The sequence below is a fragment of the Legionella navarrensis genome (genome assembly GCF_052527415.1).
In genome coordinates this window covers 97,718-107,076 of record NZ_JBNVZR010000010.1, presented here as the reverse complement: position 1 = coordinate 107,076, position 9,359 = coordinate 97,718, and the positions used below count along the sequence as shown (strand labels likewise).

The window sequence follows — 9,359 nt, the reverse complement described above, 5'->3', positions numbered from 1 at the left end:
AAGTAAATGCTGCAATATGGCAGCAAGACAGAAATCTGTCGATTTAAAAAGTGAAAGCTATTGCTGGCGTAGCTCAGTTGGTAGAGCAACTGACTTGTAATCAGTAGGTCCTGGGTTCGATTCCTAGTGCCAGCACCATTAAATTAAGTCCTCGTAGTATATCGTACTTGACATTAGTCTTTTCCTGAAAGAAAATGACGTTCTTTTTGGAGGGGTTCCCGAGCGGTCAAAGGGATCAGACTGTAAATCTGACGGCTCTGCCTTCGAAGGTTCGAATCCTTCCCCCTCCACCAGATAGAAAAGAAGTAATACAAGCGGGTGTAGTTCAATGGTAGAACTTCAGCCTTCCAAGCTGATAGCGTGGGTTCGATTCCCACCACCCGCTCCAAATATGCTTTTAGTGATGATTGCACATTTAGTTTGTAGCTTAAGGCCCACATAGCTCAGGTGGTAGAGCACTTCCTTGGTAAGGAAGAGGTCGTTGGTTCGAGTCCAGTTGTGGGCACCATAACATTATCAACTTTTTAAGGGGAGATTTTTCGATGGCTAAGGAAAAATTTGAACGGAAAAAACCACATATCAATGTGGGCACCATCGGTCACGTAGACCATGGCAAAACAACATTAACAGCTGCCATTACCACAATTATGGCTAAACTGCATGGTGGTACAGCGAAGGCATACGACCAGATTGACGCGGCTCCAGAAGAGCGTGAGCGTGGTATTACTATTTCAACAGCACACGTAGAGTATGAGTCTCAGAACCGTCACTACGCACACGTTGACTGCCCAGGCCATGCTGACTACGTCAAGAACATGATTACCGGTGCTGCACAGATGGACGGCGCTATTCTGGTAGTATCTGCAGCGGATGGCCCAATGCCACAGACTCGCGAGCACATTCTGCTGTCACGTCAGGTCGGTGTACCTTACATCGTTGTATTCCTGAACAAAGCGGACATGGTAGACGATGCCGAGCTGCTGGAACTGGTTGAGATGGAAGTTCGTGACCTGCTGAGTTCATATGATTTTCCTGGCGATGACATTCCTATCGTTGTTGGTTCAGCACTGAAAGCGCTTGAGGGTGACACCAGTGATATAGGTGTACCAGCCATTGAGAAGCTCGTTGCTACTATGGACAGTTACTTCCCAGAGCCTGTCCGTAACATTGACAAGCCATTCCTGCTGCCGATTGAAGACGTATTCTCAATCTCTGGACGCGGAACTGTGGTAACCGGTCGTGTTGAATCAGGTATTGTTAAAGTTGGTGAAGAAGTTGAAATCGTTGGTATACGTGATACTGTCAAGACAACCTGCACGGGTGTTGAGATGTTCCGTAAACTGCTTGACGAAGGTCGTGCTGGAGATAACGTAGGTGTTCTGCTGCGTGGAACCAAGCGTGACGAAGTTGAGCGTGGTCAGGTACTTGCAAAACCAGGTACGATCAAGCCACATACCAAGTTTGAAGCAGAAGTATACGTTCTGTCCAAAGACGAAGGTGGCCGTCATACACCGTTCTTTAATGGTTATCGCCCACAGTTTTACTTCAGAACAACAGACGTAACCGGTTCCTGTGATTTACCGGAAGGTATTGAAATGGTTATGCCTGGTGATAACGTACAGCTTATTGTCAATCTGCATTCGCCTATTGCGATGGATGAAGGTTTGCGATTCGCGATTCGTGAAGGTGGTCGCACCGTAGGTGCTGGTGTTGTTGCCAAGATCATCGAGTAATAAAAAATTGTTATGAGGCAAAAGCCTCATAACAATATGTGTTAAGTCAAGGCCAGTAGCTCAATTGGCAGAGCGGCGGTCTCCAAAACCGCAGGTTGGGGGTTCGATTCCCTCCTGGCCTGCCAACAACCAGAACGATATGAAAAATTCAATAAATAAGGCTCTAAATTTAAAGGATGTTAGTTTGTGGTTTGGCATTATATGTGTCACAGCCGCTGCTTTTCTATTTACCTATGGGTTTAATTTTTCATCGCCAGTAAAGGTGATAATCTGGATTGTATGGCTGGTATTAAGTGGCTTGCTCGGATTTTTTACTAATCAGGGGCAGCAAGTATTCGCTTTTGGTAATGAAGCAAAAATTGAACTGCAAAAAGTAGTTTGGCCTACGCGGCAGGAAACAATTCAAACAACATCGATTGTTATGATCATGGTTACTGTTACAGGTTTCATTCTTTGGGCTATTGATTCCGGAATGATGTGGGTGATCGCTAAAATAACACATTTGGGTTGATACGACGTGGAAGAGCAAAAAGTTAAGCAATGGTACGTAGTTCATGCCTACTCAGGCTATGAAAATTTTGTCATGCGCGAAATTACAGCTCGTGCAAAACACCACGACATGGAAGATAAAATTGGTGAAGTAGTGGTTCCCTCAGAAGAAGTTGTTGAAATGAGAGCGGGACAAAAAAGAAAGAGCACACGTAAATTTTTCCCTGGATACGTTCTGGTCAATATGATCATGGACGACAAAACATGGCATATGATCCGCAAGATCCCGAGAGTACTGGGATTTATTGGTGGTACAAGCCAGACACCTACCCCTATTTCCGATAAAGAAGCACGAGCTATCCTCCAACGCGTTGAAGATGGTGTAACCAAACCAAGACCAAAAATATTGTTTGAGCCTGGTGAAGTTGTGCGCGTTAAGGAAGGCCCCTTTGTCGACTTCAATGGTGTGGTCGAAGAAGTTAATTATGAAAAGAGTCGACTACGGGTTGCTGTCCTGATATTTGGACGCTCTACTCCTGTCGAGCTCGAATTCAGTCAAGTAGAAAAATCGTAGTTTTGTTTAAACGGGGAGCTGTCAAAAATATGTGGATAACAAATCGCATATTATTTGAGGCGCTATACCCATAAGGAGTCAAAATGGCTAAGAAAATAGAAGCATATATCAAATTGCAAATCCCTGCAAAAAAGGCGAATCCCAGTCCTCCAGTTGGTCCTGCCTTAGGTCAGCGTGGCGTAAATATCATGGAGTTCTGCAAGGCATTTAACGCAGCAACGCAAAATATGGAAGAAGGCCTGCCAACCCCCGTTGTAATTACTGTGTACAGTGATAAGAGCTTTACCTTTATCACCAAAACCCCACCAGCTTCAGTACTGCTGAAAAAAGCCGCTGGTCTGCAAAGCGGTAGCAGCAATCCCAATACTAAAATTGTTGCTACTCTGGATCGCTCTAAGCTCGAAGAAATTGCGAAATTAAAAGAGCCAGATCTTACAGCAGCAGATTTAGATGCAGCTGTGCGTACGATTGCTGGAACAGCACGTAGCATGGGTATTAAAGTTGAAGGTTTGGTCGAAGCGCAATAAGGGGTTATCATGGCTATTAGCAAAAAACAAAAGAAAATACGTGAAATCGTTAAGCCCAACACATTTTACAATGTGCTGGAAGCAGTAGAACTGCTGAAACAGTTTGCCAGCAAAAAATTCATTGAAAGTATCGACATCAGCGTAAATCTTGGTGTGGATCCACGAAAATCAGATCAGGTTGTCCGTACTTCCACCAACCTGCCTAAAGGTACCGGTAAAACTGTTCGAGTTGCCGTATTTGCACAAGGCGACAACGCGGTTAAGGCTAAAAATGCCGGCGCTGATATTGTTGGTTTTGAAGATCTTGCGGAACAGATTAAAAAGGGCGAGATGGATTTCGACGTTGTCATTGCAACACCAGATGCCATGAGAATCGTTGGACAGTTAGGCCAGGTTCTTGGTCCAAGAGGTTTGATGCCTAATCCTAAGGTTGGAACAGTTACAACAAACGTTGAAGCGGCTGTTAATGATGCTAAATCAGGCCAGGTTCGCTACCGTACAGATAAAAACGGTATCATTCACTGTACTGTTGGTAAAATCAATTTTTCTGCAGAAGATATTCTTGAGAACGTTGCGGCGTTGATGGTAGATCTTCGTAAAGCGAAACCACAATCATCTAAAGGCGTATATTTCAAGAAAGTCACTTTGTCATCTACAATGGGTGCTGGTTTGACTATTGATATTGCATCAATACCTGTGTAAGATATATGACCTTTTATTAACGCTTTCACGGCATAGACATGGTTCGATGCTGTCGAAGACCGCAGGTGCTGAAAAGCTTAATTTCCTGCGCAGACGGTGAACCGGCTCCGATGTCAAGATCTGAGACGGCCACCAAAACTGTCAAATCAGTATCGCTGATTTGAACAACCCAGGAGGTCATTAACGTGACGGTAACTTTAGCTGCAAAAAAAGCCGTAGTGGAAGAAGTAACAGCCGTTGCTTCCAAAGCAATATCGGCAGTAGTTGCTGATTATCGTGGTTTGACTGTAAATCAAATGACTCAATTACGCAGTCAGGCGAGAAAATCCGGTGTTTATTTACGAGTTGTGCGTAATACGCTCACACGTAGAGCATTCGAAAACACCCAGTTTTCAGGTCTGAGTGATAAATTGGTAGGTCCATTATTTGTTGCACTATCCTTAGATGCACCAAGTGATGCAGCTCGTCTGCTTAAGGACTTTGTCAAGTCATTTGATAAGCTTGAAATCAAAGCATTATCTGTTGGTGGACAGGTGTATGGTGCTGAACAACTTGATATGGTTGCCAGCCTGCCGACACGTGATGAAGCCATCGCGAAATTGATGTACGTGATGAAAGCGCCAGTTGAGAAATTTGTTCGAACACTTGCAGAGCCACATGCCAAACTGGTACGTACTATTGCTGCTGTTAAAGATCAAAAACAACAAACCGCATAATCAAACCATATATATATAACTTAGGAGCTAGTAATGGCTGTTTCAAAAAATGAGATCCTCGATACAATTTCTAACATGAGTGTTATGGAAGTTGTTGAGCTGATCGAAGCAATGGAAGAAAAATTCAACGTATCTGCTGCCGCTGCCGCGGTTGCTGTAGCTGCACCTGCTGCCGCTGCTGCCGTTGAAGAAAAGACAGAGTTTGATGTTGTAATGACAAGCTTTGGCGCTAACAAAGTTGGCGTAATTAAAGTCATTCGCACAATCACAGGCCTTGGCTTGAAAGAAGCGAAAGACCTCGTTGAAGGCGCTCCTTCTACTGTTAAAGAAGGTGTTTCCAAAGACGAAGCTGCCAGCATCAAGAAAGAGCTGGAAGAAGCAGGCGCTGCTGTCGAAGTTAAGTAATACTGAAGTAAACGTTTCAAGATACCCGGCCATGGCTACATGGCTGGGTTTATGTGTTTGATATCACCAATAATTTACAGAGGAACTACCATGGCCATTGCAGAAGCTAACCCTCAACACTATTCACATGCTGAGAAAAAACGATTTCGCAAAAGCTTCGGTAGGCAGGTCGATAAAATGGCCATTCCCAATCTGCTGGATATTCAGATAAAATCCTATGCAGATTTTTTAACACCCGATTCAAAAGCTAACGTAAACCAGAATACAGGGCTGCATGCTGCCTTTTCATCTGTATTCCCCATTCACAGTTTTTCAGGTAACGCCTACCTTGAGTATGTCAGCTACAAGCTTGGCGAGCCGGCCTTTGACGTGCGTGAGTGTAAACTACGGGGCTTAACCTACTCAGCTCCATTACGCGTAAAAATTAGACTTGTAATTCTTGATAAAGATGCAGCAGGTGAACCCAAACCCATAAAAGACATCAGGGAGCAAGACGTATTTATGGGTGAACTGCCCTTGATGACCGATGTAGGAACATTTGTTGTAAACGGTACTGAGCGTGTTGTTGTATCACAGCTCCACCGTTCGCCTGGTGTTATTTTCGAACATGACCGCGGTAAAACGCATTCATCAGGTAAATTGCTTTATTCCGCACGAATTATACCCTACCGTGGATCCTGGCTGGATTTTGAATTCGATCCCAAGGATTGCGTATTTGTTCGTATCGACAGACGCCGTAAGCTTCCTGTCAGTATTTTACTCCGATCACTTGGTTATGAAACCGAAGACATTCTTTCAGAGTTTTTTGAATCAACTCATTGTACCCTTAAGAACGGTGAGTTTCATATTAACCTGATACCAGCGCGTCTTCGTGGTGAAATTGCCTCATTTGATATTGCATCTCCTGAGACAGGCGAGCTGATTGTAGAGCAGGGCCGACGTATCACAGCACGTCATATCAAGGTCATGGAAAAAAACAACATGCAGGATCTTGTGGTACCACGTGACTACCTGATTGGCAAAACCCTGGCAAAACACGTGATTGACACGTCAACCGGTGAGATGCTGGCACAGGCCAACGAAGAAGTATCTGCCGATTTGCTTGATAAAATGTCTGAAAATGGCGTTTTGTCCTTTGAACTCATTTATACCAACGATCTGGATCACGGTTCTTATATATCCGATACATTAAAAATCGACCCAACTGCCAGCCAGCTGGAGGCGCTTGTAGAAATATATCGTATGATGCGCCCTGGTGAGCCACCTACGCGTGAAGCAGCAGAAGCTCTGTTTAAGAACCTGTTTTTTGCAGATGATCGCTATGATCTGTCAGCTGTAGGTCGTATGAAATTCAACCGACGTGTTGGGCGTAAAGAAGACACAGGTTCGGGAACGCTGACAAAAGACGATATTTTAGCTGTCATTAAAACCTTAATTGATATCCGTAATGGTATTGGCATCGTCGATGATATCGACCACCTCGGTAACCGACGTGTTCGAAGTGTTGGCGAGATGACAGAGAACCAGTTCCGTGTAGGACTTGTTCGCGTCGAACGCGCCGTGAAAGAGCGTCTGAGCCTTGTTGAATCGGAAAATCTGATGCCGCAGGATCTGATTAACGCTAAGCCTGTTTCAGCAGCAATCAAGGAATTTTTTGGTTCCAGCCAGCTGTCTCAGTTTATGGATCAGGTTAACCCCCTGTCCGGCGTTACACACAAACGACGCGTTTCAGCACTCGGCCCAGGTGGTCTGACCCGTGAGAGAGCAGGCTTTGAAGTTCGCGACGTTCATACAACCCACTATGGGCGAGTATGTCCAATTGAAACGCCTGAGGGACCAAACATTGGTCTGATCAACTCCTTATCCGTATACGCAAGAACTAACGAATATGGCTTCATTGAAACACCCTGTCGCAAAGTAATAAACGGACGTGTAACAGATGAGATTGAATATCTGTCTGCTATTGAGGAAGTTGATCAATACATTGCACAGTCAAGTGTGGCTGTAGATGAGCAGGGTAATATTACTGCTGATTTGGTTCCCTGCCGCCATCAAAATGAATTTTCGCTGACTACACCAGACAAAATTAATTACATGGATGTTTCGCCAAAACAGATCGTGTCGGTAGCGGCTTCATTGATTCCGTTCCTTGAGCATGACGATGCTAACCGCGCCTTGATGGGATCGAACATGCAACGTCAGGCAGTACCTACGCTGCGCTCTGAGAAACCTCTCGTTGGAACAGGTATGGAGCGAACTGTTGCCTCTGATTCGGGTGTGTCAGTTGTTGCGAAACGTGGTGGTATTATTGATCTCGTGGATGCATCACGTATTGTTGTTCGTGTGAATGATGATGAAACAACGGCGGGCGAGGCTGGTGTTGATATTTACAACCTCACCAAGTATTTCCGTTCGAATCAGGATACCTGTATCAATCAGCGGCCGATTGTATCCACAGGGGATAGAATTCAGCGTGGCGATGTTCTCGCTGACGGTCCATGCACCGATATGGGTGAGCTGGCTCTCGGTCAAAACCTTCTCGTCGCATTTATGCCCTGGAATGGATATAACTTTGAAGATTCGATCCTTATATCCGAGCGAATCGTTCAGGAAGATCGTTTTACCACGATCCATATCGAAGAGCTGACCTGTATAGCCCGTGATACGAAACTGGGTACAGAAGAAATTACATCGGATATTCCCAATGTTGGGGAGTCGGCACTCGCTAGTCTCGATCAGTCCGGTGTTGTATACATTGGTGCCGAAGTCAATGCGGGTGATATTCTGGTCGGAAAGGTTACACCTAAAGGTGAAACACAGTTAACACCGGAAGAAAAACTTCTCAGAGCTATCTTTGGCGAGAAGGCATCCGACGTTAAAGATTCCTCTCTGCGTGTTCCATCAGGAATGAACGGTACTGTTATTGACGTTCAGGTCTTCACTCGAGACGGTCTTGATAAAGACGAGCGTGCCAAAAGTATTGAAGAAGAGCATTTGGCCCGCGTACGCAAGGACTTAATTGACGAGCGACGAATTCGCGAAGAAGATATTTACCACCGTGTCAGCAATCTGGTTCTTGGAAAAATTGCTAATGGCGGACCATCTGGTTTGAAATCAGGTACAAAGATTACTCAGGAGTACCTCGATTCTGTTGGACGTGAAAAATGGTTTGAAATTCGCATTGAAGACGACAGCGTCAGTCAGCATGTAGAGCAGCTTGCGAGACAGCTGGAACTGCTTGGCAAGGAAATGGAAAAGCGTTTCAACGATAACCGTAAGAAAATAATCCAGGGCGACGATCTGGCTCCTGGCGTGTTGAAGATAGTAAAAGTCTACCTTGCTGTTAAACGTCGCATACAGCCAGGTGATAAAATGGCAGGACGTCACGGTAACAAAGGGGTTATCTCTATTGTAGTTCCAGTTGAAGACATGCCCTACATGGAAGATGGCACGGCAGTTGATATCGTATTGAATCCATTGGGCGTACCATCGCGTATGAACATTGGACAGGTTCTTGAGACCCACCTTGGTCTCGCTGCGAAAGGCCTGGGTCATCGTATTGCTAACCTGCTTGACAGTAAGAGCTCTACTGCTGAGCTACGCGGATTCCTGGATAAGGTTTATAACCATGATGGTGCTAAACGTGTCGAGCTTGACCAGCTGGATGACAACGAAATCGCTTTACTGGCTGACAATCTTCGTGCCGGTGTCCCAATGGCAACCCCGGTATTTGACGGCGCCTCTGAGTCTGAGATCAAATCAATGCTTGAACTGGCTGGACTGAGACGTGATGGTAAAACCATGCTGACAGACGGTCGCACAGGTCGCGGCTTTGATAACCCTGTGACTGTTGGTTATATGTACATGTTAAAACTTAACCATTTGGTTGATGACAAAATGCATGCCCGTTCTACCGGCTCCTACAGCCTGGTTACACAACAGCCACTGGGTGGTAAAGCTCAGTTTGGTGGGCAGCGTTTTGGTGAGATGGAAGTGTGGGCTCTGGAAGCATACGGAGCTGCCTATACATTACAGGAAATGTTAACAGTCAAATCAGATGATGTCGGGGGAAGAACGAAAATATATAAAAACATAGTCGATGGTGATCATCGTATGGATCCGGGGATGCCGGAATCATTCAATGTTCTGCTGAAAGAAATCAGGGCATTGGGTATCGATATCGAACTGGATCACGACTAAAAACATGACGATG

General features: G+C 45.2%; 8 protein-coding genes and 5 tRNA genes. All 13 read left to right on the top strand.

From position 1 onward, the window contains the following. Positions 1-62 precede the first annotated feature (62 nt). A tRNA-Thr gene (locus ACQUTA_RS07800) sits at positions 63-138 on the top strand. A 70-nt stretch (positions 139-208) separates the two neighbouring features. Further along, positions 209-293, top strand: a tRNA-Tyr gene (locus ACQUTA_RS07795). A gap of 21 nt (positions 294-314) precedes the next feature. Continuing rightward, positions 315-388, top strand: a tRNA-Gly gene (locus tag ACQUTA_RS07790). A gap of 44 nt (positions 389-432) precedes the next feature. Then, positions 433-508 (top strand) — tRNA-Thr (locus ACQUTA_RS07785). 34 nt (positions 509-542) lie between these two features. Further along, on the top strand, positions 543-1,733 hold the full coding sequence (tuf, locus tag ACQUTA_RS07780; RefSeq protein ID WP_444987652.1) for an elongation factor Tu: 1,191 nt from the start codon (positions 543-545) through the stop codon (positions 1,731-1,733). Between the two features lie 49 nt (positions 1,734-1,782). After that, a tRNA-Trp gene (locus ACQUTA_RS07775) sits at positions 1,783-1,858 on the top strand. 14 nt (positions 1,859-1,872) lie between these two features. Then, on the top strand, positions 1,873-2,244 hold the full coding sequence (gene secE / locus ACQUTA_RS07770; protein WP_444987663.1) for a preprotein translocase subunit SecE: 372 nt from the start codon (positions 1,873-1,875) through the stop codon (positions 2,242-2,244). Between the two features lie 6 nt (positions 2,245-2,250). After that, positions 2,251-2,796: a transcription termination/antitermination protein NusG gene (gene nusG / locus ACQUTA_RS07765; RefSeq protein ID WP_444987662.1), complete on the top strand. Its 546-nt coding sequence runs from the start codon at positions 2,251-2,253 to the stop codon at positions 2,794-2,796. An 83-nt stretch (positions 2,797-2,879) separates the two neighbouring features. Further along, entirely contained in the window at positions 2,880-3,323 is a 444-nt protein-coding gene (rplK, locus tag ACQUTA_RS07760; RefSeq protein WP_444987660.1) for a 50S ribosomal protein L11, read from the top strand. A gap of 9 nt (positions 3,324-3,332) precedes the next feature. Beyond that, positions 3,333-4,025: a 50S ribosomal protein L1 gene (rplA, locus tag ACQUTA_RS07755; RefSeq protein ID WP_444987659.1), complete on the top strand. Its 693-nt coding sequence runs from the start codon at positions 3,333-3,335 to the stop codon at positions 4,023-4,025. 185 nt (positions 4,026-4,210) lie between these two features. After that, positions 4,211-4,741, top strand: a complete 531-nt coding sequence (gene rplJ / locus ACQUTA_RS07750) for a 50S ribosomal protein L10 (RefSeq protein ID WP_444987658.1) — start codon at positions 4,211-4,213, stop codon at positions 4,739-4,741. Positions 4,742-4,774: 33 nt separating this feature from the next. After that, complete coding sequence (gene rplL, locus ACQUTA_RS07745; protein WP_444987657.1) at positions 4,775-5,146, top strand: 50S ribosomal protein L7/L12; 372 nt, start codon at positions 4,775-4,777, stop codon at positions 5,144-5,146. Between the two features lie 90 nt (positions 5,147-5,236). Continuing rightward, complete coding sequence (rpoB, locus tag ACQUTA_RS07740) at positions 5,237-9,346, top strand: DNA-directed RNA polymerase subunit beta (RefSeq protein ID WP_444987656.1); 4,110 nt, start codon at positions 5,237-5,239, stop codon at positions 9,344-9,346. Positions 9,347-9,359: the final 13 nt, after the last annotated feature.

What these genes read in the sequence shown, in the direction of transcription:
- tuf (WP_444987652.1), top strand. Translation starts at nt 543, where the DNA reads ATGGCTAAGGAAAAATTTGAACGGAAAAAACCACATATCAATGTGGGC.
- secE (WP_444987663.1), top strand. Translation starts at nt 1,873, where the DNA reads ATGAAAAATTCAATAAATAAGGCTCTAAATTTAAAGGATGTTAGTTTG.
- rplK (WP_444987660.1), top strand. Translation starts at nt 2,880, where the DNA reads ATGGCTAAGAAAATAGAAGCATATATCAAATTGCAAATCCCTGCAAAA.
- rplA (WP_444987659.1), top strand. Translation starts at nt 3,333, where the DNA reads ATGGCTATTAGCAAAAAACAAAAGAAAATACGTGAAATCGTTAAGCCC.
- rplL (WP_444987657.1), top strand. Translation starts at nt 4,775, where the DNA reads ATGGCTGTTTCAAAAAATGAGATCCTCGATACAATTTCTAACATGAGT.
- rpoB (WP_444987656.1), top strand. Translation starts at nt 5,237, where the DNA reads ATGGCCATTGCAGAAGCTAACCCTCAACACTATTCACATGCTGAGAAA.